A 25,942-nucleotide genomic window follows, 5' to 3' on the forward strand; every position below is an offset into this window, starting at 1 on the left:
ATGGTTTCCTATACCGGATTGGGCACAAAATCGCCGCCGCGGCATTGTTTCAAATATCGCAATGCATGCACCTGTCCGGTCATTTCGAGTTCGTCTTTGTAGACGGGATCATGCCAGCCTTCAATATCAATCGTGCCCTGATAACCGTTCTGGCGCAGAATGGTGATAATGTCTGCCCAGTTGTTATCCCCGAAGCCGGGTGTGCGGTGCCAGACAAATTCACGTGGGCCATGCACACCGTATTCCTTGACAATATCCCAGGCAATCGTGGCATCTTTGCCATGTACGTGGAAGACTTTGTGAGCCCATTTGCGTAGCTGTGGAATAGGATCAATCAGGCTGGACATTTGATGGCAAGGCTCCCACTCCAAGCCTACATTTTCATCCTGAACAGCATCGAACATCATCTCCCAGGCCGTCGGGTTATGGGCAATGTTCCAGTCTCCCGTCTGCCAGGTTCCACCCATATCACAGTTTTCAAAAGCAATCCGTACACCCCGGTCTGCTGCCCGGCGTGCCAGTTCACCAAATACTTCCTTGAACCGGGGGATGGACTCGTTAATGGGTTGATCGGTCAGACGTCCGGTGAACCCGGAGACGATATCTGCACCGAAGAGCTGTGCATTATCGATAACCCGCTCCCAGCTTGCCAGTGTATCGGCGTTGTCTCCGGCTCCAGTTAGCGGATTACCAAATACACTCACCGCGGAGATGACAATGCCTTGTTCGTCCACGATTTCACGGACACGTTTGGCTGTCTCAGCCAGGTCCAGGTCACCAGTTGTTTGCCAGAAGGTCAGGTTAAATGATTCGAAGCCATGTTGCATGATCTGCGGGATAACGCGGACGGCGTCCTGCCCGCCTACAAGGGTACCGATGCGTAATGATTTATTCATGGTTGTATTTCACTCCAATATTGGCTTATAGTACTTCGTGACACACTCATTATAGCCGTGGATTAACGGGATGGCTCTAAACAATCTTGTGTAATAATAGTCGGATCTTGTGAAGAGGGGGAAGAAGTCGTGCTGGATCTGAAAGCGCTTCACGAAAATACTCGAATTGACCATAAATCACATCCATTTCAGCTGTTCCAAAATCGGTGTTCAGATATGAAAGCTGAAGAATGCATTTTGTATTTGCATTGGCATGAACATTTTGAGCTGATTATTATGCGCAAGGGCAGTGCGCTGTTTCATATTGATAGCAAACCTTATGTGGTTCGAGCAGGTGAGGTCATCATCATTCCTGGAGGTACATTGCATGTCGGATATGCTCTGGATGAGGGGGATGTGCATTATGATTCTGTTGTGGTCAACCGTGCACTGTTCCATGATTTCACTCATGATCCTGTGCATGAGCAATATGTCGCGCCGTACTTGGAAGGAAGAGTGAGATTTCCGGTCAAACCGGCAGAGGAAAACACAGCCTGCACAGGCTATTATTCTTTGTTAAATGAAGCTGTGGAGGAAATGGCGTTACAGCCCCCGGCTTATCAGCTCGTGGTGAAATCCAAGCTGCATGCCTTGTTCACCCTGCTTGCGCGAACCTTTATGCCGCAGCAACTACCGGATAAAACGGTCGGATCGTATTTTCCAAACCGTGAACGTTTCAAACAGTTGATTGCACAGGTTGAAGCGGACCCCACAGGCAAGATGTCTGTTACGGAAGCGGCAAGTCATGTGGGATTAAATGCGTATCACTTCTGCAAAATGTTCAAAAAGCTGACCGGACGTACCTTTGTGGAATACGTGAACGGGTGCAGGATGAGTGAGGCAGAGCAGCTGCTGCAAGGCAGTAGTCTGACCATTACAGAGATCGCCGCCAGAGTCGGCTGCGACAATGCCAACTATTTTACGAAGTTATACAAACAGTACAAGGGAGTAACTCCTTCCGGGGGGCGAATGAAGAAACAAGTCTGAGTCACAAAAGTCCGCTGCTCATCGTCATGTATGCATTAAGCGGAGGGGATTGATGTACATGACAGAGCATCATAATGAGCCAGTATGGGATGTTATCATCATTGGAGCAGGCATTGCCGGTTTAACCGCCTCGATTTATCTGGCCCGTGCAGGAAAGACTGTACTGTTGCTCGACAAAGGGGTACAGCTCGGAGGACGCGCTATCTCAAATGAGATTGCGGGAGCACGCGTAAACTTGGGGGCTCATGCTCTCAGTAAAGCAGCGTTACCCATTCTCCATGAGGTAGGCGTCACACCTATCGGATCAGTACCGAAACCGCCAGATACCTTGGTGTTTGAAGGAACAAACGGCGGGAATAAGACAATTTCCCTAGCACAGCTCTTGCTCGGATCGTTTTTGAAATGGAGAGAGAAGTGCCAGCTTCTTCGGTTCTACAGTTCTCTCCGAAAGGTAGATACATCCGTTTTGCATAACGTTAGTTTGCAGACTTACCTGGAAACCCTGGTATCCAGTCCACGTGTACGTAGTGTCGTATTTGCGCTTGTTCGTTTGAGCACCTATTGCGATGCTCCTGATCAGGTAAGTGCTGGCGCCGTCATTGAACAACTCAAACAGGACCAAGTATTGTATATAGATGGAGGCTGGCAATTCCTCGTTGGTCGGCTCACAGAACAAGCTCAGCAGGCGGGTGTATCCATCCGCACAAGCTCGGTCGTACGAGAAATTGCCGGAAGTTATCCTCAGATGATGGTTTCCTTAAAAGATGGTTCACAGTTGACGACTCGCCACGTCTTATCAACGGCTGGCCCATTGGATACTTTAGCTCTGCTTAATCCTGCTCTTTCACCCATTGAAGCCAAACTGTATCACAAGTTAACTCCTGTTCGAGCCGCATGTCTGGATCTCGTCGTGTCCGGGATGCCTCAACCGAAAACAAAATTTGTTTTAGGCGTAAATCATCCTTGGTACTACTCCAACCATTCCGCCGCGGCCTCCTTATCAGAGAACCCTGTATATGAAGTTGTGCATGTGATGAAGTATTTGTCGGAATCATCAAAATCGGATCCAAGGCAGGATGAAGACGAACTAAAGGGCTTTCTCGATTTGATTCAGCCGGGGTGGCGCGAGCATATCATTAAGCAGCGGTTTCTTCCACGAATGCTTGTCTCACATGGCAGTGTCACAGCTGAGAACGGAGGTCTCTCGGGTAGACCTGGATCTGAGATCACAGGAAGACCGGGGCTCTATGTTGCTGGCGATTGGGTAGGGGATGAAGGGATGCTGATTAATGCCTCTCTGGCGAGCGCAAAACGGGCTGCTCAAATGATAATAGAAGGTAGAGGAATAGATAAGGAAGGAATACATTATGGAGATTGAATTGGTATACAGGACATATAGACCCCTTCTTCTTTCTATCGCATATCGTATGCTGGGATCTGTCATTCATGCTGAGGATGTGGTTCAGGACGCATTTGTAACAGTACAGCAGCAGGGTATTCATAAAGAGGGTAGCTCTGTTCGGAACCTGAAAGCATACTTATGCAAAATGGTAACTAACCGTTGTCTCGATTACCTGAAATCAACACGTAAAAAAAGGGAACTATACGTCGGGACATGGCTGCCGGAACCTCTGGTGCAAAATTATAAGGCTTCTCGAGAATCCGTTTCAGCGGTGGAACATGATCCACTTCAAACGATTGAACTGGAAGATACGATTTCGTACGCCTTCCTGGTCATGCTTGATCGGCTAACCCCAATTGAGCGCGCGGTATTTATTCTGCGAGAAGCTTTTGAATTTGATTATGGCGATATAGCAGACTTCTTGAACAAGACGGAGGTCGGCTGCCGGAAAATATACAGTCGTCTTAAACGTAAAATCCAGGACGAGCCGGAAGTCGAGTTGACTCCCAGCGTTCAGTCCGAGCAGCTTGCGCTTCGTTTCCTCCAAGCCACGTCGAGTGGAGACATGGGAGGACTATTAAAAATGCTTTCCCACGATGTCGCCTTGTACAGTGATGGTGGTGGTAAAGTTGTGGCAGCAATTAAACCCGTTACATCAAGCCAGCGGGTGCTGGCGTTCATTCAAGGGCTCTTATCCAAAGGGGACAGCGCTGGTATTGTACGTCTGGTCAAGGTCAATGGACAACTAGGATTTGTATTAAGCAGCCCCTCTGAGGCATTCCCGACTGTGGTCAGCCTAGCTTTTAGAAACGATTGTGTTGAGCGGATCTATATCTTGCGTAACCCGGATAAGCTGCAACATCTGAATTTAGGTTAAAGTGAAGTGAATTTGGATACTCATTTCATAAATCTGGAGAACAGACGATTGGCTTTCTTGGCGAGGTCGTCCATTTTGACGTTGGCATGATCGAACTGATTGTATCCCCATTTGATCGTTTGCAGCATGCGTGGAGATATGGGCGTTCCTTTGATCCGCGGATAGATGTTGTGATAAGCCCAGACGAGATGCTCCCAGCGATTGTCATTGCCGTCCTGGATATACTCGGATACGTCAATCACTTTCCCGCGTCCATCCTGAAGTATTACATTTTTCAGATGAATGTCGCGAGGGTTCAACCCGCGGCTGCGAACGGCTTCTCGCGCTGCGTCCACATCGAGCATCACCTGCTCGGGGACGGAGATTCCCTTTTCCAAACATTCCAGCAGTGTATCCCCGGGTTCAAAACTGATCACGAGTACATTCCGGCCGCTGCCGTAATAGGTAGGGAAGTATGGCAGACCTTTGAGCTGCTCGTATACCTGTTTTTCATTTTCGAGTTTGTCCAAGGCATGATCCGAGTACATCTTGAAGGCATACTGCGGCAAGCCGTCATACGAAAATACAGCCGCATCCGTACCTGTGCCAATGCAATTCAATCCTTCTACATCGCCGATGATGTTCACGAGCTCATTCCGGTCGCTTCCGATGACTTGGATCTGTTGTAATGCTTCTTCCGCCTGGAACCAATCCGGTCGATTCATGGGTGGTGCCTCCTTTTAGGATATGCCTGTACAATTTTTTTTCATATAATCATTTTCTAACGAACCGAGTAAGTCTTATTTCACGTAAATCGGCAGATCTGAAAATGTAACGAATCAGAGACACGCTATTGACTCATTTGCTTGCAATAAACACGTTCTACAACCGAAATAAGACTAATTAGCTTGTCTGGGGTTCGTTAGATTCCGTAAAACCTCGTGATCCACGTGATAAGGTGTGTGAGATTCGTTAGCGTCAGGCCCGCACTGACCCCCGGCTAGACCCGTACTAGCATCCAGGTCCCGAATTCGTGCCCTCTATAGAGTATATTATGCGTTCTGCTCCGCAATTTCATCTTTTGGTGATGTTACTATATAAACGATACGGATCGAATCGGAAACGGTTGCGTCAGAAGAAAATAACGGAAGCACGCTTGCGGCAAGATTGCCCGGGCTTTATACTGTGAGCATCAAGGGATCTTATGCAGATCCGGCATACAGAAAGGCAGATTACTTATGGCACAATACCCGCAGTGGTCTTATTCGCAGTCGCGGGCGAGTATGTTCGATGAGTGCCTGCGCAAATATTATTATCATTATTACGGTGCCCATAACGGCTGGAAGGCAGACTCTGCTGATGAGATGCAGGTTCGTCTGTACCGTTTGAAGCAGCTCAGCAATCTGTACCTTGTCTTCGGGGACCTCGCGCATCGGATGTGTGAGTCGGCGGTACGCAGCAGGGAAGAGGGCAAAGATAAACCGCGTGAACACTTTCTGGAACAGACGATACGCAAGCTGCTGAATCAGGCGTATGTGGAATCCATGGACGCGGATCAGTGGCGGCTGAACCCCAAGAATCGCACGATGCTGTCAGAGATCTATTATGGGGATGACACGTTAAATGACCGGATCGCCACGATTAAGGAACGGGCTTCGGCCTGTGTAGGTAACCTGTACCAGACGCTTACGTGGGAGGACTTGTCCCGAGCAAGTACGGACATTCTGGAGATTGAGAAATGGGATACCATGATGCTGCACGATACGCGTGTGTATGTGAAGATGGATTTATTGTATCGGCGCAGTAATGGCAATATTGTCATTGTGGACTGGAAGACGGGCAAGGAAGATGACTTCTCCGATCAGCTAATGCTGTACGCATCCTATGTGAGAGAACACTACCGAATCCCTTTGGAGCAGATTGAGCTGCGAGTGGAGTACCTGTTAACCGGAAAACACAGGGAGTTTACAGCGACAGAAGAGGATATCCGGAAGGTGGAGGAGAACGTAGGTCGTTACATTGAGGAGATGCGATCCTGCGTGGAGGATGAGTATTACAACCGTCCCAAGGACGTCACCTACTTCACAGCGATGCCATCGCACCGGTCCTGCCGGGATTGCAACTTCCGCGAAGTGTGCAGTGAGCGAGCAGTCTGAAGCGCCAAAACCGTAGGAAACTAAAGGCCTTATACCAACCAACAAGCTATCCTATATGTGAAAAAAATCAAGAAGCGCAAGCCGGGAACATCATCTGCCCGACTTGCGCTTCTATTGCGTTCCACAGGCCTGGCGACAAGGCGCCGGGTGGAACGATCATATCAAGATTACTGGACAGCGGCGGTATTCTCCAGCGCCTGACCCGCAGGAACATAGGCATGCCCGAGATCCCGGGCAACCGCCTCATACGTGATGTGTCCATTCAGCACGTTAACCGCGCTTCGAATGGACGAACTGCCGCGAATCGCGGCGGCTGCACCGTGGCTGGCCAGCTGCAGCGCATAAGGCATGGTGGCGTTGGTCAGCGCCACCGTGGAAGTACGCGGCACGGCCCCTGGCATGTTTGCCACCGCGTAATGCACGACGCCATGTTTCACATAGGTAGGTTCATCGTGGGTTGTGATATGATCAATGGTCTCAACGATCCCACCTTGATCAATCGCCACATCCACAATGACCGAACCCGGTGCCATCGTCTTCACCACTTGCTCGCTGACAAGTGTTGGCGCCTTGGCGCCCGGAATCAGCACCGCACAGATCAACAGATCTGCCGCCGCAACAGCTGTTGCGATGTTGGACGGGCTGGATACTAGCGTGTGGATCTGATTGCCAAAGATATCATCCAACTGCCGCAGACGATTCAGATTCAGGTCAAGGATGGTCACATCGGCGCCAAGACCAATAGCAATTTTGGCTGCATTTGTTCCCACCGTTCCGCCACCAATAATGACCACTTTCCCCCGACTGACGCCGGGTACACCGGACAACAGAATGCCCTTGCCACCTTCTGTTTTCTCCAGTAGCTGTGCTCCGATCTGGGAGGCCATGCGGCCTGCAACTTCACTCATAGGGGTGAGCAGGGGTAGGGTACTGTTGACCTCCAACGTCTCATACGCAATAGCCGTTACCCGACTTTTAATAAGGGCTTTGGCAAGCTCCGGTTCCGCTGCGAGGTGCAGGTATGTGAACAGAATCAGTCCCGGACGAAAATATCCATATTCACTGGCAAGCGGTTCTTTCACCTTGATGATCATATCGGCTTCGGTCCACACGGACTTGGCATCCATCCGAATCTCGGCGCCCGCAGTTTGATATTCATGATCCGTGAATCCACTGCCGTTCCCCGCGCCTTGTTCAATCAGTACCTGATGACCGGCTCTGATGAAATCAGCAGCCCCGGCCGGAGTCATTGCTACACGATTCTCATTGTTCTTGATTTCTTTGGGAATTCCGATTCTCATCACCATGCACCTCGTCCATTTATTGGTTGTTAGCTTATACTACAAGTTTATGACTTGGATAATCGTTTTGCACCTTACTTGATGTCTAATCTTTAGAAATTGAACTCAACATATTGTCGAAAAAGACTGTTCAGGACATTTGTCCATGGATTATAATGTAAGAAAAAATAACACGAAGAGGGATCGCCATTGCGAAATGAGCGTGTGTTTACGATCAAAGATATCCTTGCACGTCCGGTATTTGGCCGAGCACGACTAGCGGCAGGGAAGGATGGAGTGAACCGTCAGGTTGGCTGGGTTCATGTATTGGAGATTACCAATGTATCTCCATTCGTAAGCCCCCATGATCTTATTTTATCCACTGGACTTTGGCTTCAATCGGAAGAAGGGCGCGAAGAGTATCTGCTTCAGCTCATTGGCAGTGAGGCAGCCGGGCTGTGTGTGGAGTTTGGTACCAGCATATTCGGAATCCCGGAAGAACTGATTGAACTGGCGGACAGACACCAGTTTCCGCTGATCGTATTTGAGCAACCGGTCCGTTTTGTCGAGATTACACAGGATATTCACTCTCTGCTCATTAATCATCAGCACCAACTGTTGAAAAGTCTGGAAGCCTACTCCCGCCAGCTTCAGCAGCGTACATTACAGAGTACGGACATGTCTGCTGTGCTGAACCTGTTGCATGAATACGCTGCAAAACCGGTGGTGTACATCTCGTCTATGGAGCCGGGTAGCTTTGTGCCCGAACTTGCTCCGGAGATGGAGCAAGCAATCTATACCTGGTATGAACAGGAGGTAGAACATCTGGATCTGAATGATTCGGATACTGAATTATGGTTCCACATAGACGAAGAGAAGGCTCTGTTGTGTCATCCGGTCGTCTGTTTTGGCCAGGTATTTTCGGCTGTAGGCATGATTGTGAATCCCGCAGCTCCAGTCGAATATCTCAAGCTGTTGCTCGACTATTCAGCGAAGGCAGCGGCAGCGCTCACGCTTCGCTCCCAGTTTCTTGAAGAGAAGATGGTCCGCAATCAGAACGAGCTGATCCAGGATCTGATGAATGGCAACATCCATCAGGAGGAGCAGGCCCAGACCCGAATGGGACTTCGTTTGCTGGTGAAGGGACAGTACTGGTTTGCGGGAGGGGTCATCGAGATTGAGCATCGATTGAAGGGTACGGGCCGGGAGAGGATGGAAGCGAATCATCAGGATGTTCTTGTCCTGCTTCGTTCCCTGCTCAAGAAGAACAATCTGCCTAGCCTGATTATGCTGAAGAACAACCAGGTATATCTGTGCTGTGCGAAGGAAGCGGTAACGGCCGCTGCACGTCATCAACTGCTGCGATTGCTGGAAGGAATCGCCCTGGATGTGAAGCGGTTTGCCAGCCGCAACTTGAACCAGGTCATGATTCATACCGGATTTGGCAAGTTTCGCAGCCGTTTGACCAGTCTGCCGGAGAGCCTTCAGGAGGCCTATCAGGTGATCGAAGTTTCGAGATCGGTAGATTCGATGGAACATGTTCACTTTTACGAACGTATGGGTATATATCAAATGTTAAAGGCATTACCCCAATCCTTCCTGCAACCCTTTGTCCAGGATCACCTGGGTATGTTGATTGAACATGACCAAACGCATCACCTGCGATTGGTAGAGACGTTGGATGCCTACTTGCAGAACTTTGGTTCCAAACGGGATGCGGCCGCCCAGTTATTTATTCATCGGCAAACGTTGTACAACAGACTGGAGAAGCTGGAAGAACTGATGGGTCCAGGTTACATGGATCAAGGGAGAAGAATCTGTCTGGAGATGGCGCTGCTCGCGCACGTGATGATTGAGAATGGACAGTGGCAATCCTCTTGATGAGGTGAAAGGGATGCAACACAGACTGTGCATCGACCTTACACTACCTTGAGCACAGTCTAGCAGTTTTTACTAATCCGCCGGGTGTGTCGTAATGAAGTAGGCAGGCGTTGCAGAGTGGAAGTGGAGCGTCGGCCACGATAAAGCTTCGTTTGACCGGAGGAAGGTGCCAGTGATAATGAAGAAGGAGCAGCCAGCCGATACGGGGGTGACGACCGGTCGGGACGTCCTTCCTGTCCTGCTTCATTGTCCTCCATTGAAATGCCACTTTGGTGCAGCCATTCATTAAGTCGTTTAGGATTGATTCCAAGTTGTCCGCTCAGATTACAGATATCGAGGTTTATTCTCACACAAATCCGCCTTTCCTGGAATATCGGGCTGGTAGTAGGGTATGAAAGGGAAGCATGAATTCGAGATCGGTAAATGCTCATGTACATGTTGGCTGTGCTTGATTGGCGGAATGATCCATTATGTTAAGAAGTAGCGCGGAGGGGTCTATGTATACCTTGTAAGAACGTTTCCATGTCCGCTGTTTTGAATATTTACTATAAATTGGCTTTTAACAAGATTCTATCACTTCACATGCAATTGCGCGTCTCAATATAGTCTCAATTTTGTGAGAGAAAAAAGTATATTAAAAGTACCAGTATCTAGTACGGAGGACATATATGGGAAACAGTAGTGAGGCTCAATACGACAAATATGTTGAGGATGGCAAACGTTTCATTGGTCGAACCAAGGAACTGACGACACTGGAGCGGTGGTTCAATCATCCGGAAGCGCCACTGACCATATTTTCAATTACGGGTATGGGAGGCATCGGTAAATCTTCTTTGCTTTCAGAGATGTTATCCGTATCTCGTGATCAAGGTGCGACGGCAATATGGATGGATGGCCGATCATGCGGCGCAACGCCTTCCGTTTTTATGGAATATTTGTCCTCTACTTTGGAGTTGGAAACACTGGATAATGACGGATATCCGCGACCACTGAGCTTGCTGAAAGACACTTCGGTCGAGAAGCGATTGGTCCTGGCAGTGGATAATTATGAAGAACTCGCACTGCTGGAAAGTTGGTTCATGGAAGTCTTCATATCCAAACTTCCGTTAAGAGGGATACTTGTCATTCTGGCATCACGCCCAGAACTTGCATCCGCCTGGCGGACACATCCCCGATTGCATCAGCGGTTTGTACAGATGCAGCTTCAACATTTTACCGTCGAAGAGATTTCGGAGTATATCTCGGTTGCGGGCTCTCTGAATCAGGGGATGGCAGGTACTATTACGAGAATGACCGATGGACATCCGCTGGGTTTGGCGCTTGCTGTGGAAGCTGCGGATCAGAGACGGAATCTTCCCCATGCCGAATGGGCTGAACTGTCGCATATGATTAGTGCCCGATTGCTGTTGGAACTGACGATTCCTCGTCTGCATCCCATGGTGGAGGTGTTAACCCTGCTTGGAACAGCAAATCAGGAATTGTTATCATCTGTACTGGATATGACTGTGACCCAAGAAGAGTACCACATGCTGAGACAGATGTCGTTTATTCGTTCCGGCCCGGATGGTCTTGCCCTGCATGACATGGGCAGGGTGCATCTGCTACGGGATTTGCGCCAACGTGAGCCGCATCGGTTGCAGACGATGCGTATCCAAATCGCGAAGTTGCTTAAACCGCTACATGAACAGGCAGGTTCGCATGAGCGCCGCCAGATTGCCCGGAAGATGTTGTTGCTCTGTCAGGAGTCCATGCTTCAATTCCGCAAGTACGCGGATGTGTCCCGTGATTCCTTGTTCTCCCCTCTTGAAACGATGAAACAAGAGGATCTGCCTTCGCTGCACAGGCTGTTACAACAATGGTGTGAGTACAGCGTGGCACCAGATCAGGCCGTGTTCTATGGCCCGTTCCTGGATGAGCTGGCGCACCGTTATCCCGAAGGGATCGTATTGATGCGTGACCAGCTTGGAGAGCCGATCGCCATGTTCATTACAGTGCTAGTACATAGGGAAAGTAGCGGTCTGCTACTGAAGCATTTTCCAAATGAGATGAATGAATGCTTCACACCACAGGAGCTTGGCAATGATCCGGATCAAAGTGATACTCACTTTGCTTTGCTGGCTGCGGCAAGAGATGACGTGCCTGGTTACACACGAGAAGAACTGGTGGGGTATATGGCACTGGACCGACTGTCTCTGTTGGGTGATGGTGCGAGAGTGATATTGATTGCAACGAATCCTCATCTGAAGTTGTTCCTGCTGAGTATTGGCTTTCAGATGCGGAGAACCCGAACCCGTGCTTGTGACAGATATGAGGACCCGGCAGATGTGCTTGATTTGGATTTGCGTAGTGGGCAATTCGGAGCGTGGGTTATGTCCCTGCTTGATCCGAAATCAACAGAAGATCGTATACAGCCGGAAACAACAGAAGTGGATGGTGTCATCTGGTCGGAACAGGAGGTTCGCAAGATGCTGGGGCACCTTCGTTCTCCAGGAGAATTGCATGAATATGCTGGCAGGGTTGCAGGAGCAAGGGATGGGATCCAGTTACAGCTGTATGTCATGGATCTGTTGGAGGGCAGAGTGCATGGCCTATCTCCGCAGGATCAGATGCTGTTATACGCAGCCTACTGGACGCATGCTGGCAATCCAACTGCCGCAGCCCAGACGTGTTCCATGAGTCGGGCGACATTCTATCGCCATCTCAGAACAGCGCTGACTCGCTTGGCGCGGATTTTGTAGGGTTCTATTCATTCATATACCGAGAATAACGACAAGAAGAGGCTGGTCATAGACCAAGCCTCTTCATGCGATTATAGAGCGTTGCCCTGGAGATGCCAAGTTGCTTGGCGAGGGTTCGTTTGTTGCCATCTGCTGCTTTCAGATATTGAATTAGAAGCTGCGCCTCATAGGTGTCCAATTTTTGCTGGTAGGTAACACCTGAGACAAGTTCGGAATCATTCGAGGTATCTAATTCGTCCACATTTGCAACGGATCGAGGTTCTTGTTCTGCTCCCGCCGAATCCTGACGTTGCTGATTTTCGTTGTTGGCGTGTGAATGGATTCCGGATGTCAGTTGAATTTCGGACTGTTCTTGCATGGTGAGGGAAGTGAGGGTATCGGGCAGATATTCCTGCTTCACCTCACCATCTGTCGTCAGAATGGTCAGGCGTTCGATCACATTTCGTAATTCACGTACGTTGCCTGGCCAATCATATTGGAACAGCAACTTGAATACTTCAGGTGGAACCAACTCAATATGACGGTTATAGAGCAATGAGAATTCTTGAAGGAACGTCTGGGTTAATTCATATATATCTTCCTTGCGAATACGCAGAGGAGGGATGACAAGGTTAATGACATTCAGCCGATAGTAGAGATCTTCTCGGAATTGATTACGGGAAATCATACTCATTAGATTCTGGTTGGTTGCTGCGATAATCCGGCAGTCGGCCTGTTTCATACGCGTTCCCCCCACAGGAAAGTAACTCTTCTCCTGCAACACCCGAAGCAGTTTCACTTGCAATTCCAATGGCATCTCACCGATCTCATCCAGAAAAAGAGTACCCCCTTCGGCAAGCTCAATCTTGCCCTTTTTGCCTTTGGGATCTGCTCCGGAGAAGGCACCTTTTTCGTAGCCGAATAACTCACTTTCGAACAAGGAAGCAGGGATTGCTCCACAGTTAATAGCGATGAACGGTGCAGTCTGCAATTCACGAAGATCATGAATGGCTTTGGCGAATAACTCCTTGCCTGTGCCGCTCTCCCCGAGAATAAGTACGGTTGCTGAGGTGGTACTGATCTTGCGAATGGTCTCCATGCACTGCTTGATGACCGGGCTGCTGCCTTTGATTCTGGCAAATGGATCTAATTCGGGACGTAGCCGAGCAACGGCTTTCTCCAGGTGCTGGACTTTGGAGGTCATATGTAATAGTTCCTGATGTAATCGGATTTCGGTTGTTATATCCACTTCGGCAGCAACTGCACCCACAATATGTCCATCCAGTTGGACAGGACGAGCATTAATCAGGGCGAAGAGGTCGGGCCGTGGCTGATGCTGTTTGCGATAGACCGTTTCGCCGGTATACAACGTCTTGAGAGACTGTAACCGATCTGGAGGGAAAAAGTCCGCTGCGGGTTGTCCGATGATGTCTTTTTTGCTGATCGAAAAAACATGCTCCGCGCCAGTTGTCCAGTAGGCCACCTTGGCATCTTCATTAATTAATGTCAGAGCTGAACCCGCTGTCTCCAGTGTGGTCTCAAAATAAGCTTCTATTAGGCGATGCGCATGCATCATGGCATGCAAAACATCGGATACGGCGATATATCCCAATAGAGGGCCATCATCCTGAATGAATAAATAAGAAGATGTGTCGAATAAGCAGAAGGCATCTACCAACGATGTTGATGACGGAATGGTAAGTGTGGGGAGGTCTGTATCCAGAACATCCATATCCGTACGCAATAAAGACATTAATTCTGGAAGTAAATGTTTCATCGATATCACCTCAGTTAGGGCATAACTTTCAGAACTGTACCTGTTACAAGGAACTTTTATGATCGGAGTAAATGGAAATATTTGAGTGAGATAGTTATCCATATTATAGCTTTCAAAGTGAAGTGTGTATAGATTTTTTGACATGAATCATACATAAGACAATCGGAAATAGTGGTTAATTTTGTTTTGTACAACTAGAATACGCTCTCAAACTGAAGCGAAAGTGAAGCATTCATGAACATGACAGTATCAGTTCGTTAATCTCAACACATTCACTGGGCAGGTTAAGTGATTCTATATGTTGACTCTCAATTTGTCCACACCATTAAGTATCGTCTGAATAATACTATACCAAGGACTGAAATGAATGAATTCAATCGAAGGAGGGTGATGAAATGGCGATTCTATCAACTGGGCCCATTGAGAATAATATTTCAGGAATAACGGGGATCCGACTAACTCAATCCGTTACGGTCAAAATCGATAACCGGAATGCGACAGATGTGTTCACAGTGCTTCTTCGGGGCTATTACCTTAATGGAGTCAGAACATTATATGTAGAAGAACTGCTCAATGTATCACCTAATCAGGTCATAACCAAAGTTTATAATGGGAATTTTGATGCTTTTGAGTTTGTATTTTCAACCTCAGACACGGCTGCTCCAGAAGCACAAATATCCGTATGGGGTAAAAATGCCGCAGGCGAATTAGTCGCGGCTCACCGATTGGTATCCCAGGAGTTATTGGGAGAAACGCTGAGCACAACGGGTGTAACTGGAGCCACTGGAGCCACGGGTATTACGGGAGTAACAGGAGGCACCGGAGCTACTGGAGTGACAGGAGCTACGGGAGTAACGGGAGGCACTGGGACCACCGGAGTAACAGGAGCCACGGGCGTTACGGGAGTAACGGGAAGCACCGGGGTCACCGGAGTAACAGGAGCGACGGGCGTTACGGGAGCAACGGGAAGCACCGGGGCCACCGGAGTGACAGGAACCACGGGCGTTACGGGAGTAACAGGAGGCACAGGGGCCACCGGAATAACAGGAGCCACTGGCGTTACGGGAGTAACGGGAAGCACCGGGGCCACCGGAGTGACAGGAGCCACGGGTGTTACGGGAGTAACGGGAAGCACTGGAGCTACTGGAGTGACAGGAGCAACGGGCGTTACAGGGGCCACCGGAATAACAGGAGCCACGGGTATTACGGGAGTAACGGGAAGCACTGGAGCTACTGGAGTGACAGGAGCGACTGGTGTTACAGGAGCAACGGGAAGTACCGGGGCTACCGGAGTAACAGGAGCCACGGGTATTACGGGAGTAACAGGAAGCACTGGGGTTACCGGAACAACAGGTGTCACTGGAGCAACCGGTACAGCAGGGCAAGGGTTGTCCTCTTATGCCTATATTTTTAATACTTCAGCTCAAACTGTAGCTATTGAAGCGGATGTAATCTTCGACAGCAACCAAAATCTTACTAATATTACTCATGCGCCCAATACCGCTGCGATTATTATTGGTAATGCCGGGGACTATGCGGTGTTTTTCAACGTTGCAGGTGTGCAGGCAAACCAATTCACCCTTTATCAAAACGGAGCCCCTGTAGGTGGCAGTGTCTATGGTTCAGGAGCTGGGACTCAACCGAATCCAGGCATGGTCATTATTACGGCTGCTCCCGGTGATGTGCTGACATTACGGAATCATTCCAGCGCATCAGCTGTTGGTCTGCAAACACTAGCAGGTGGAACACAGACCAATGCTAATGCTTCTATTCTTATTCAACAGTTAAGTGGTTAACTTTTAAATAATAAATGGGTGTGTCCAGAAAAATAGACATTTAAAATTGTGGTCCTATCTCATAATTAGTGGTTGACAGTCTTCGGTCGCAAATCATGGGAAGTTCTCACTTTAATAATTTTCGCATTAAAAGAGTCATAATATAAAGTCTAGCCGCTCTTTTTGAGTGGCTAGACTTTAGCTTAATTAATAGTTAAGTTCTCTCATTAAAAACATTATTACCGGCTAGGATTCCTGTAGAGCTCATAACCATCCTCTAGAACGCTGAAGTTCGTTAAACTTAGCATTTTTGTTTATCGCTTTAATATGCGGTGGGGTCGTTAGCGCTTGGAGCGAGAGAGCCCCTTTTCGTTATTGTATAACTTGGTTTACAGCCTTGGTTTAAATGCATCTCGATGTTCTCTCAGGAATGCATCAAGTGAACGCGGCGCTCTGCCAAGCAAGCGTTGGACCGTATCCGCCGGCTTCTCTGGCACAACGGAAGACATCGTCTGAATTTCCACAACGTGGTCTGCAAGCCAAGGAGGCATCTGTCCATGTTCGATCAGATCCGTTCGAAGCTCCTCGGGTTTGAGGTTGAAGAATACGATCGGACGATTGAACAGGGTGGACATTTTATCTGCAATCTGTGCATAAGTGAATGCTTCGGAACCGGTAAGCGTATAGATGCGGTTCACTGGTTTGTCTCTAGTCAGCACTTCTGTGGCAATATCTGCGATGTCTCGGCAATCGATGAAGTTGCACGGGGAATCTCCAATGCAGCCGAAGAATACATCTTGAGTTGTAATGGTTGGTGCGAGTCGGAGCAGATTTTGCATAAAAGCATAGGGCCGCAGCATCGTATATGTCATCCCGGATTTCACTAGAGCTTGCTCGATTTGTTCATGCCAGCCTGCTACAGTTACTGGTGAACGTTCGTCATATGCTGGGCTGGATATTTTGACGACATGCTTGACTCCCTCTTGCGCAGCCATCTGAATAATGGATGTCTCTAGTTCCACTTGTTTAGGGTTGTTGGATAACGCTAGAAATAGTTGACTGGTACCCGCCAAAGCTCTGCGCATGGATTCGGAATCATTTGCATCGGCAGCACAGATTTCAATCCCGGACAACGCCAAGTCCGCCATTTGTTGACGAAGCTTATCCGGCTTTCTACTTACTGCCCGAACGGGAATACCTCTTTCCATCAAACGTCTCAAAAGTACATTTCCAATCATGCCTGTTGCTCCAATAATAGTAATCATGTTTCAATCTCTCCTTATAATGAACTTGTTTATTTGATAATGTAAGCTCGCCAGCGCCATGTCATGATCGTACAAGCTATTGCACCGGACAATGGAAAATCGAACCCAATATGATCCAACCAAGCCCATGAAGAACTCGGGTTTACGATCTGCAATACATTAGAAATCCCCCACGCCGCCACCAAGCCAAACCCTGCGCCTGCAAGTGCCAAGCAGCCCACGACAATGATTCGGGGGGCTTTTGCCACCCACCGTGTGCGGTTCTTACGGTTACGAAGCCAGAGTCCGGCCCATAGAGCCATAAGCAGAGACGCCCCTCCAATCGTTGTTAAAGCTCGTAACTGAAGGACTTCATCAGCGGTAACGATTCCCCCGATGCTTGCCATGATGGCAGGAGACAAGTAGGCCGGGATTAATTCACGCCACAGCACAAAAGGTTTTGGGGGAGGATTAGCAGCTCGGTTTGGATAAGCTTCCTCGGAAGGAATGGGGTCATTAAGGTTAACCATATCACTACTCCTTTTTTGTTTAGAAATCACTGATTTGCTTTCATCTATAAGTAATTAGGAGCCTAACTATATGGCGATGGAAATGGGCTAGTTGAACTAGCCCGGTTCACCTTTCTTCGTTATGCTCCTAGGATTTTGGTTCGGAGAAGTCGTGTGACTCATCTGTAAGTGCAGCAATACCTTGTGTTACACGCCCCAGCAGGTTGAGAAACACACTCCTTTCCTCGATCGTAAGTAATCCAACCATCGCTTCCAGTCTGGCAAAATGTTCCGCAGCCATATCCGTTAGTTTCTTCGCACCTTTGGCGGTCAAAATGACTGACTTCTGACGACCATCAACGGAACTCGTCCGACGAGCAACCAGTCCGTCGCGTTCTAAAATCTCGATTAGACCAGTTACGGTAGCACGGGTTACACCCAGATTTTCCGCCAGTTGGGAGGGCAGTTCTTCTCCTTCGTGATCTTCAAGATCTGCCAACAGACGATATCGTCCTGTCGATAAACCAAATCTGGAGAAATGGATTTCTGCAGCATGCCCAAGTTTGGCTCCTGCTACCATCAGTCTGGATGCGACAAGCACGGCTTGTGCATCCACGTCTAATTGATAGCGATCAACCTGACGCTTCGTTTGTACTAACGAAGGGATGAGGTACATATCAGTTGTTGATTTGTTTTGATTGTCCATACATATAGTATGGTGCCTAACTATATAGTTGTCAACTTTTGTTTAGACCATTCGTCAAGTTGGATGCTCTCGTAAAGTGTTCGTACACAAAAAACCATGTGCCCAGAAAGAAAGAGGCGACATGGTTTTCTTTTGTCTTTTTTCATAAATATTGATCCAGATGGAAAATAACTATCGGAACATATTCTTAACGACCATCCAGAGATTAGCCGGTTTTTCGGCCAAACGGCGGGTATAGTACGGATACCACATGGTGCCATAAGGTACGTAACAGCGAATGCGATAGCCTTCTTTGGCGAGACGTTCCTGTTCGCTCATCCGCAGACCATATAACATCTGGAATTCAAAGGCATCCGGCGAGATTCCCCGATCCTTGGCGTATTGTTTCGTCCAGTTAATGATGTGATCATCATGCGAGGCAACCGCAGTGTACACACCCTGATCGAGGTGATTACGAATCATCGTTTTGAATTGATGAATGACTTCAGAAGTATTCTGATAGGCGACTGATCCGGGTTCTTTGTAAGCACCTTTAACCAGTCGAAGCCGGATGCCTTCCCGAATCATATCACGCGTATCTTCTTCGGTGCGATGCAGGTAGGCTTGCAATACTGTGCCTGTATTATGCAGTCCTTCCGAGTGCAGTCTTCGGACAATATCCAGCGTCGCTTGAGTAAATGGACTATCCTCCATATCAATTCGGACAAAAAGATCATGTAATTTGGCTTGTGTGGCAACGGTACGGATATTTCGATAACCCTCTTCCGGGTCAAGTGCGAGGCCCATCTGGGTTGGTTTTAGCGAGACGTTGGAGTCTACGCCTTCACGTGCAATGCCTTCTACCAGGCGTACATACTCATCCCTGTACAATGCCGCTTCGCTCAGGCGAGTGATGCCTTCGCCCAGATGATCGAGTGTAGCCATAATGCCTTTATTATTGAGTATGTGGATCTCTTCGAGAGCTTCTTCCAAGGTGTTTCCTGCAATAAACTTGCCTGCCAGCTTCTTACCATATCTAATGGACAGGTTCTCTACAGCTTTGTTGCCTGCCACGGTTAATAAGGTTTTGCGATATATTTCCGTTCCCACACTCATTTTCGTTTCCTCCTTCGGCATTGTGCATCATTAATTCAAGCAAGGAACGTGCCAGATTTGGCGATGGTCTACTATTTTTCATGGAGATTTTAACTTTATAAAAAGGAATCAAAAAATCTGGGGATAACAGCGATCGGAATTTATTCTGTCATCGGAGTGGCCCGTGTGAATTTTCTTTAGTTAAATTTAACGAGAAAAATATTTCAGTCTCAACCGGAGTTGGCACGGATTTTGCTACATATATTTGGTGATGAGTAACATGCAAAATAATTCAGGCGAGCAGCCAGCGAATCCCACATCCTGAAGGAGGAATCATTGATGAATATCCCTTTTGTTAACGAACCATTCACACCCTTTGCAGTCCAGGCGAACCAGGAAGCATTTGAAGACGCACTTCGTCAGGTAGAAGCTGAACTTGGGCAGGAGTACCCGATTATTATTGGTGGGCAAAAAATAACAAGCAGCCGCACGTTAACTTCAGTGAACCCCGCAGCCAAGAATCAAGTCGTCGGAACGATCCATCAGGCAGATCAGGAATTGGCCGAAAAGGCCATTCAGACAGCAGCGGAGACATTCCACACATGGAAACATACTGACCCGAATGAACGGGCTCGTTATCTATACAAAGCAGCTGCCATTATGCGCCGTCGCAAGCATGAGTTCTCTGCATGGATGGTTTATGAAGCCGGCAAGACTTGGCCTGAAGCCGATGCGGATACAGCAGAAGCCATTGATTTTATGGAATTCTATGCACGGGATATGCAGCGACTGAGTGAACCGCAGCCCCTCGTGCGGATTGCAGGGGAAGATAATGAGCTGAGCTATATTCCGCTGGGTGTTGGTGTTGTTATTCCACCTTGGAACTTCCCGCTGGCGATTATGGCAGGCATGACTTCGGCTGCACTGGTATCTGGCAACACAGTGGTCTTGAAGCCTGCCAGCACAACTCCGGTGATTGCCGCCAAGTTTATGGAGCTGCTCGCAGAAGTTGGTCTGCCGGATGGCGTTGTGAACTTTTTACCAGGACCAGGCAGTGAAGTGGGTGATTATCTCGTGGATCATGCGCTCACCCGGTTTATCAGCTTCACCGGTTCCCGAGATGTGGGACTGCGAATTAATGAACGTGCAGCACGAACAGCTCCAGGTCAGAAGTGGGTCAAACGGGTTATTGCAGAGATGGGCGGCAAGGATTCTATCGTAGTAGACAGTGACAGTGATCTGGAACTCGCGGCAGAGTCCATTACCGCTTCGGCATTTGGTTTCTCAGGCCAGAAATGTTCGGCGTGTTCCCGTGCCATTATTCATAAGGATGTATATGATGAAGTATTGCAAAAAGTGATTGAACGGACACAGAAACTGACGATGGGTAGTCCTCTTGAAGTTGGCAGTCAAGTTGGGCCGGTTATCGATGACAAGGCATATGCAAAGATCACGGAATATATTGAAATCGGCAAGGGTGAGGGGCGTCTTGTGCACGGTGGCGGTACAGGGAACGTTGAAGGTTATTTCATTGAACCAACCATAATTGCCGATGTGGACCCAAAAGCCCGGATTGCTCAGGATGAAATTTTTGGACCTGTGCTTGCGTTCATCAAAGCAGAATCTTTCCAGGATGCATTGGATATCGCCAATAATACAGACTATGGTCTGACCGGCGCGGTGATCTCACGTAATCGTGAACATCTGGAACAGGCAAGACGCGAATACTTTGCGGGTAATCTGTATTTCAACCGGAAATGTACCGGAGCACTGGTAGGCACACATCCATTTGGCGGATTTAACATGTCAGGCACGGATTCCAAGGCAGGTGGAAGAGACTATCTGCTGTTGTTTACCCAGGCGAAGCTGGTGTCGGAGAAATACTAGACAGAAACTCATAATCCAACTAAAAACTTCTTACATTCGCTTGAATAGTATGCTATTATCCCTGCAAATCCTTTTGTTCGTATAAGAAACACAGATGCTTATTGCCGAAGGCATAAGGAGGGTAACGGATGTTAGGTGTTCAGTTGGTACAGGAACAACGTATTCGGCTGTCCATCACGCCGGAGATGAAACAATCCTTTCATTTGCTAACCATGTCTGGCCAGGATCTGACTCGTTACTTGCTGGACGCAGCGGAGGAAAATCCTGTACTTGAACTGGAAGAACAAGCTGCGCCCCTCGCCCGGATTCCGCGGCGAATGGATCAGCGCAGGTATGATTCTTATGATCCGTTGCTTAAGGCCAAAGGTGCCGAACCTACTCTGGAACAATTGCTGATTGCGCAAATTCGAGTGATGACAATTCCAGACGAATTGGAAAATATGGCCGTATATTTGGCAGGGTGCGTTAATGATGATGGTTATCTGACGGTTGAACTGGCAGAGGTGCAAGCAACACTTGGGCTTCCGATGAGCAAAATTGCAGCGGGACTGGAGCTTCTCCAATCGCTGGAACCTGCTGGTGTAGGGGCGCGGAATCTGCAAGAATGTCTGTTGCTCCAGATTAGACGTGATCCATCAGCCGCGCTGAATGCGGAATGGATGGTGGAAGCGGGATTGGAAGCACTGGTTCCTTTTCACCCAGGTAGAACAGGGAGACGATTAGGCATGACTTCGCAGGAAGCTCAGACCGCCTATGACTATATTACACGTCTGGACCCCAAGCCCTGTCGATCGATCGGATGTACGGAACGGCCACATTACATTATTCCGGATGCCATTGTTGGGTTGCGTAACGGTGAGGTCCATTATAGTTTGCATGCAGCAGGTAACCCTCGGGTATCGATGAATGAAGCGTGCTTCCGCTGGATCAGGGAAGAGGCTCCGGACGCAATCTGGTCTACCCGGGTGGCAGAAGCGAGGGCTATCATTCGGAGTGTACACTTGCGGCGCAGAACTTTAGTGCGTGTGCTGGCAGCAGTGATGGAAGAGCAGAAGCACTTTTTGGTCAAAGGCCCATCCGGGCTAAAACCACTTAATCTGGCTGTTATTGCAGAGAAGATTGGCATGCATGAATCAACGGTAAGTCGTGCGGTGAACGGTAAATACATTGAGACCCCACATGGTGTATATGAACTCAGGGCTTTTTTTGACTCGGGAATCAGTACAACGTCAGGGGATAAAACATCAGCATCAGCGGTGAAACGTAGATTAAAAGAAATCATTCGCATGGAACAGACTCAGCGTCCATACTCGGATAGTCATTTGTCCACATTGCTCGCCGAGGAGGGGATTGTCATCTCCCGCAGAACGGTTGCCAAGTACAGGGAGGAACTTCAGATTCTGCCTTCCCTTGAGCGTAAACGGTGGGCTTAATCGAATAGCTGGCGTCTTATCTTCTCTGAATACAAGAACCCTCGTAAACCGGATGAACGGTTTGCGAGGGTTCTTGTTAATTATTTGTGTTTGGGTTGCTGCATCAGTTTTCCTGATTACCTACAAACGTTCCATATTACGCAGGAAGTGTTCTCCGGCAATCCCTGGTGTAGTCATCTGTTCCGGATGAAGAATCTCTTCCAGTTCTTCCGGTGTCAGCAATCCACGTTCGAGAATAATCTCTTGCAAGGAAAGTCCAGTCTTGAGCGCTTCCTTCACGATGGAAGCTGCCACATTATAACCTAAGTGTGGGTTCAACGCCGTAACCACACTGAAACTTTGCTTCATGATTAATTCGCAGCGCTCACGGTTAGCTTCCATCTCTTCAACTGCATAACGCGTGAAAACATCGATGCCGTTATTCATAATTTTCAGCGATTGCAGCAAGTTGAACGCAATAACTGGGCCCATGACATTCAGCTCGAATTGACCGGCTTCACACGCCATACAGATCGTATGGTCGTTCCCCATCACCTGGAAGGATACCTGGTTAATGACTTCTGCCATAACGGGGTTGACTTTGCCCGGCATAATGGACGAACCTGGCTGACGCGGTGGCAGGCGCAATTCATTGAATCCTGCACGTGGACCTGAAGCCATCATGCGAATATCATTACAGATTTTGGAAAGGCTAACCGCACATACCTTCAGCGCCGCTGAAAGTTCCAGATAGGCATCTGTGTTCTGCGTTGCATCCACGAGATGCTCAGCTGTTTGTAGTGGTAGTCCGGTAACATCAGACAGGTGCTCTGTAACCTTAACGATATATTCGGGTTTGGCATTGAGTCCTGTACCTACCGCAGTTGCACCCATGTTAATGGTAAGCAGGCGGCGATTGGCGAATTCAAGACGCTCAATATCCCGTCCGATTACACGGGCATAAGCTCCGAATTCTTGTCCAAGGCGAATAGGTACGGCATCCTGAAGATGGGTACGGCCAACCTTGACCACATCGTTAAATTCCACTTCTTTTTTACGGAACGCATCCTGTAGTCTTTTCATGGTAGCGAGTAACGTCTCCGACAGTTGGTACGCCGCAATGCGCAGTGCTGTAGGTACCACGTCATTGGTAGACTGGGACATGTTCACATGATTATTGGGATTGCAATGGAAGTAGTCTCCCTTGCTTTTGGTTAACAGCTCCAGCCCGCGGTTGGCCAAAATTTCGTTCATATTCATATTCATGGAGGTGCCTGCACCGCCCTGAATGGAGTCTACAATAAAATGATCCAGATGATGTCCTTTCATCATTTCTTCAGCTGCCATGACGATCACATCGCCAATCTTGCTCGGCAGCATCTTCAACTCCATGTTGGTAATCGCTGCTGCCTTCTTCACCGCAGCCAGAGCAGTGATCAGCTCCCGGTGTACCGGAACGCCGGTAATCGGGAAGTTTTCCACGGCCCGTACCGTCTGAATTCCGTAATAAGCATAAGCCGGGATTTCTTTTTCACCGATAAAATCTTTCTCCGTCCGTGTGGACATAGTAGACATCTCGTTCGCCTCCAGTGGCATCAATAAAAATAGTTCGGCTCCAGCGTTGCTGAAGCGCACTCAGTATATCATTTAAGCAAAATGGATGCCAATCTAAATCATTTGGCCTCTTGTGCCGATAATAAATAAAATTAGGGATATTAAATGGAATATTATTCAATTTTTAAGAAAGGGAGGGGTGGCTAAGCTTGTCTTATACATTATGCGCTATATGGTAGAGAAGTCATGCATGAACGGCAAGTATAAGGGGGAACAGAACGTTTTCAGTGATGTATATCACATAAAATTTGGTACTTGATTGGTAAAATAGGAAAAAAGGACTACGGGGTGTGCACATGAAATGGACTTTAGGAGCAAAGACTGTCGCAGGTCTGGTACTGATTTCGATTATTACCTACGGAACTAGCGGCTTTTTTATATTTTTTGTCAAAGATTGGGTTACGTTAGATATTCCGAATTGGGTATACATATCGATTATCCTGATCATGGGAGTATGCTGGAACGGAATTCTGGGATGGTTTGCCTCACGCTGGCTGACTCGTCCAATCGTTCACCTGTCCCGGGCTGCACAGCAGGTGTCAGCGGGGGATCTGACAACCGAAATTCCACAGCGACGCACGCAGGATGAACTTACTGTATTATATGATGCTTTTCGCGCAATGGTTTCTAACCTTCGAAGCATTGTAAATGATATTGCAGACAGTACAAGAACGACCTCACAGAACGCACAGTCTCTGAGTGAAGCAATTACCCAGGCCGCTGAACAGATCGAGATGATGTCGGATGCGGTGGATCATATTGCGGTAGGCGTAGAAGAGCAGAAGGTCACTTCCCATCAATCTCTGATCACTGCGGATGAGATGCTGAACGATTTCCAGCGTATGCATAGCCAGTCCATGGATATGACAGAGATGTCCGGTCAGATGGAACGATCGGTGGATCATACCAAACAGACTTTCTCATCGTTGATGAAAGGAATGGACGAGCTGGCCGAGTCGCACAATCGTTCCCGCGATATTATGTTGTTGCTGGAGAAGGAAGCCTCCGATATCGAGGTAATTACCCAGTCTGTCAAAAACATCGCAGAGGAAACAGGGTTACTTGCCCTGAATGCTTCCATTGAGGCTGCACGAGCTGGCGAAGAGGGTTCTGGTTTTGCAGTTGTGGCGCAGCAGATCCGCAAGCTGGCAGACGAAAGTAAGGAATCGGTACACCGTATTAATGAGCTGATTAGTCGTGTGCAAGAGCGGATCAGGGAGACAGCCCAACTGTCTCATGAGCAGCATGGTCTCGTGGTTAATGAATCGGAGCGGACCGTCTCTGTGGATCAGACGTTGCATGAACTGACAGGCACAGTGGAAGTATTTATGAAGGGTGCGCATGATATCGGCTCCAAGATTGCAGAACAGACCGGTCGCGTGGAGCAAACGCACGGTCATGTGAAGAAAATCCAGGGCAAAGCCGGATCGTTCTCAGATGAGGCGAGACGAATTATGGATGCCGCACACGAAGAGACAGCCATCATGGAGGAGATTTCATCCTCGGCTGAAGAACTGAGACAATTAACCGATCGGTTATTGGACAAAACCAAAGCATTCCGGATGCAGCCTTAAGCTGTATTCGGAATTTTTTTTGTTTTTGGAGAACAGTTTTGGCATGATAATTTGCTTATTCTGGTTAAAGCCGAACGTTCTTTCGTGAAAACGAAAATTTGTAAAGATTATTTTATGAAAGATTAACAAATTCGCAACTTGCAGGCGATAAATGAA

20 protein-coding genes are annotated in these 25,942 nt (G+C 48.3%); 10 read left to right on the forward strand and 10 right to left on the reverse strand.

Annotated elements, in window-relative coordinates:
* Positions 1-8: 8 nt before the first annotated feature.
* Positions 9-896, reverse strand: a complete 888-nt coding sequence (locus MKY95_RS05930; protein WP_339197553.1) for a sugar phosphate isomerase/epimerase — start codon at positions 894-896, stop codon at positions 9-11.
* Positions 897-1,025: 129 nt separating this feature from the next.
* Between MKY95_RS05930 and MKY95_RS05935 the strand changes: the two genes are divergently transcribed.
* The 3 genes from MKY95_RS05935 to sigJ are packed head-to-tail and all read left to right on the forward strand — an operon-like array spanning position 1,026 to position 4,201.
* The gene (locus MKY95_RS05935; protein ID WP_076251289.1) at positions 1,026-1,922 is read left to right on the forward strand and encodes an AraC family transcriptional regulator; all 897 of its coding nucleotides are present in this window, start codon (positions 1,026-1,028) and stop codon (positions 1,920-1,922) included.
* 58 nt (positions 1,923-1,980) lie between these two features.
* Positions 1,981-3,300: an FAD-dependent oxidoreductase gene (locus tag MKY95_RS05940; protein ID WP_339197557.1), complete on the forward strand. Its 1,320-nt coding sequence runs from the start codon at positions 1,981-1,983 to the stop codon at positions 3,298-3,300.
* Positions 3,290-4,201, forward strand: a complete 912-nt coding sequence (gene sigJ / locus MKY95_RS05945; RefSeq protein WP_076329466.1) for an RNA polymerase sigma factor SigJ — start codon at positions 3,290-3,292, stop codon at positions 4,199-4,201. Before MKY95_RS05940 ends, sigJ begins: the two co-directional genes overlap by 11 nt.
* A gap of 20 nt (positions 4,202-4,221) precedes the next feature.
* Here sigJ and MKY95_RS05950 read toward each other — a convergent pair whose 3' ends face one another.
* Complete coding sequence (locus MKY95_RS05950) at positions 4,222-4,905, reverse strand: serine/threonine protein kinase (RefSeq protein WP_339197560.1); 684 nt, start codon at positions 4,903-4,905, stop codon at positions 4,222-4,224.
* Between the two features lie 513 nt (positions 4,906-5,418).
* Between MKY95_RS05950 and MKY95_RS05955 the strand changes: the two genes are divergently transcribed.
* Positions 5,419-6,336, forward strand: coding sequence for a PD-(D/E)XK nuclease family protein (locus tag MKY95_RS05955; RefSeq protein ID WP_091034120.1), 918 nt, complete (start codon positions 5,419-5,421; stop codon positions 6,334-6,336).
* A 167-nt stretch (positions 6,337-6,503) separates the two neighbouring features.
* On the opposite strand, the gene ald is transcribed toward MKY95_RS05955, so the two are convergent.
* Positions 6,504-7,637 (reverse strand): alanine dehydrogenase, encoded by a 1,134-nt coding sequence (ald, locus tag MKY95_RS05960; RefSeq protein ID WP_339197565.1) that lies wholly within the window; start codon positions 7,635-7,637, stop codon positions 6,504-6,506.
* 204 nt (positions 7,638-7,841) lie between these two features.
* Between ald and MKY95_RS05965 the strand changes: the two genes are divergently transcribed.
* Positions 7,842-9,497, forward strand: coding sequence for a PucR family transcriptional regulator ligand-binding domain-containing protein (locus MKY95_RS05965; protein WP_339197567.1), 1,656 nt, complete (start codon positions 7,842-7,844; stop codon positions 9,495-9,497).
* 59 nt (positions 9,498-9,556) lie between these two features.
* Here MKY95_RS05965 and MKY95_RS05970 read toward each other — a convergent pair whose 3' ends face one another.
* Positions 9,557-9,847 carry a hypothetical protein gene (locus MKY95_RS05970; RefSeq protein WP_133120414.1) on the reverse strand — a complete coding sequence of 97 codons (291 nt, stop codon included), beginning with the start codon at positions 9,845-9,847 and terminating at the stop codon, positions 9,557-9,559.
* 318 nt (positions 9,848-10,165) lie between these two features.
* On the opposite strand from MKY95_RS05970, the gene MKY95_RS05975 reads away from it, so the two are divergent.
* The gene (locus tag MKY95_RS05975) at positions 10,166-12,235 is read left to right on the forward strand and encodes a hypothetical protein (protein WP_339197570.1); all 2,070 of its coding nucleotides are present in this window, start codon (positions 10,166-10,168) and stop codon (positions 12,233-12,235) included.
* 46 nt (positions 12,236-12,281) lie between these two features.
* Here MKY95_RS05975 and MKY95_RS05980 read toward each other — a convergent pair whose 3' ends face one another.
* On the reverse strand, positions 12,282-13,967 hold the full coding sequence (locus MKY95_RS05980; protein WP_339197574.1) for a sigma 54-interacting transcriptional regulator: 1,686 nt from the start codon (positions 13,965-13,967) through the stop codon (positions 12,282-12,284).
* A 419-nt stretch (positions 13,968-14,386) separates the two neighbouring features.
* Here MKY95_RS05980 and MKY95_RS05985 point away from each other — a divergent pair, with 419 nt between their 5' ends.
* A complete protein-coding gene (locus MKY95_RS05985; RefSeq protein WP_339197577.1) occupies positions 14,387-15,787 on the forward strand; it encodes a collagen-like protein in 1,401 nt (466 codons plus the stop codon).
* Between the two features lie 368 nt (positions 15,788-16,155).
* Here the strand turns inward: MKY95_RS05985 and MKY95_RS05990 are convergent, their stop codons facing one another.
* The 4 genes from MKY95_RS05990 to MKY95_RS06005 form a co-directional block, all read right to left on the reverse strand.
* Positions 16,156-17,031, reverse strand: coding sequence for an SDR family oxidoreductase (locus tag MKY95_RS05990; RefSeq protein ID WP_339197579.1), 876 nt, complete (start codon positions 17,029-17,031; stop codon positions 16,156-16,158).
* A gap of 29 nt (positions 17,032-17,060) precedes the next feature.
* Positions 17,061-17,540, reverse strand: a complete 480-nt coding sequence (locus MKY95_RS05995) for a hypothetical protein (protein ID WP_339197583.1) — start codon at positions 17,538-17,540, stop codon at positions 17,061-17,063.
* 127 nt (positions 17,541-17,667) lie between these two features.
* Entirely contained in the window at positions 17,668-18,225 is a 558-nt protein-coding gene (locus tag MKY95_RS06000) for a MarR family transcriptional regulator (protein ID WP_047841886.1), read from the reverse strand.
* A 171-nt stretch (positions 18,226-18,396) separates the two neighbouring features.
* On the reverse strand, positions 18,397-19,320 hold the full coding sequence (locus MKY95_RS06005) for a proline dehydrogenase family protein (protein WP_076251307.1): 924 nt from the start codon (positions 19,318-19,320) through the stop codon (positions 18,397-18,399).
* A 318-nt stretch (positions 19,321-19,638) separates the two neighbouring features.
* Here MKY95_RS06005 and pruA point away from each other — a divergent pair, with 318 nt between their 5' ends.
* Both pruA and rpoN read left to right on the forward strand, forming a co-directional pair.
* On the forward strand, positions 19,639-21,186 hold the full coding sequence (pruA, locus tag MKY95_RS06010) for an L-glutamate gamma-semialdehyde dehydrogenase (RefSeq protein WP_339197586.1): 1,548 nt from the start codon (positions 19,639-19,641) through the stop codon (positions 21,184-21,186).
* A 128-nt stretch (positions 21,187-21,314) separates the two neighbouring features.
* Entirely contained in the window at positions 21,315-22,619 is a 1,305-nt protein-coding gene (gene rpoN, locus MKY95_RS06015) for an RNA polymerase factor sigma-54 (RefSeq protein WP_339197588.1), read from the forward strand.
* Positions 22,620-22,739: 120 nt separating this feature from the next.
* Here the strand turns inward: rpoN and MKY95_RS06020 are convergent, their stop codons facing one another.
* Entirely contained in the window at positions 22,740-24,173 is a 1,434-nt protein-coding gene (locus MKY95_RS06020; RefSeq protein WP_315939785.1) for an aspartate ammonia-lyase, read from the reverse strand.
* 335 nt (positions 24,174-24,508) lie between these two features.
* Between MKY95_RS06020 and MKY95_RS06025 the strand changes: the two genes are divergently transcribed.
* Complete coding sequence (locus tag MKY95_RS06025) at positions 24,509-25,786, forward strand: methyl-accepting chemotaxis protein (RefSeq protein WP_036672371.1); 1,278 nt, start codon at positions 24,509-24,511, stop codon at positions 25,784-25,786.
* Positions 25,787-25,942 lie beyond the last annotated feature (156 nt).

It is taken from the genome of Paenibacillus sp. FSL P4-0176, from assembly GCF_037975265.1.
GTDB lineage: Bacteria > Bacillota > Bacilli > Paenibacillales > Paenibacillaceae > Paenibacillus > Paenibacillus amylolyticus.